Raw genomic sequence first — 502 nt, 5'->3', positions numbered from 1 at the left:
GTGCCGCCGGCGATGAACTTGGCGTTCGGGTTGCGCGACACGGCGGCGGCGGCTTCGGCGGGCGAAGTCGGGCGCTCGTAGGTGAAGGATTTCATGCGGGCCTCCCGGCGACTTCGGTCATCGCCTCGACGATGTTGGAATAAGCACCGCAACGGCAGATGTTGCCGCTCATGCGCTCGCGGATCTCGGCGTCCGTGACCTGCATCGGCGCGTTCAGATCGGCGGTGACGTGGCTGGGGATGCCGGCCTTGATCTCGGCGAGCACGGCGACGCCGGAGCAGATCTGGCCGGGCGTGCAGTAGCCGCACTGGTAGCCGTCATGTTTGATGAAGGCGGCCTGCATCGGGTGCAGCGCGTCGGGCTGGCCGAGCCCCTCGATGGTGGTGATCTCCGACCCCTGGTGCATCACTGCCAGCGTCAGGCAGGAATTGATGCGCCGGCCGTCGACGATCATGGTGCAGGCGCCGCACTGCCCGTGGTCGCAGCCCTTCTTCGAACCGGT

Annotated in this window: 2 pseudogenes; both read right to left on the bottom strand. The window is 67.3% G+C overall.

From position 1 onward, the window contains the following. A pseudogene (locus AC3WLN_RS24090) lies at positions 1–281 on the bottom strand (FAD binding domain-containing protein); the annotation flags it as partial. Then, positions 179–406, bottom strand: a pseudogene (locus tag AC3WLN_RS24085) (2Fe-2S iron-sulfur cluster-binding protein); the annotation flags it as partial. The pseudogenes AC3WLN_RS24090 and AC3WLN_RS24085, both read right to left, overlap by 103 nt. Between the last annotated feature and the right edge of the window lie 96 nt (positions 407–502).

It is taken from the genome of Methylobacterium sp. FW306-05-D (genome assembly GCF_058782155.1).
Note: the sequence above shows the minus strand (reverse complement) of the source record. Positions and strands in the feature narration are given on the sequence as shown.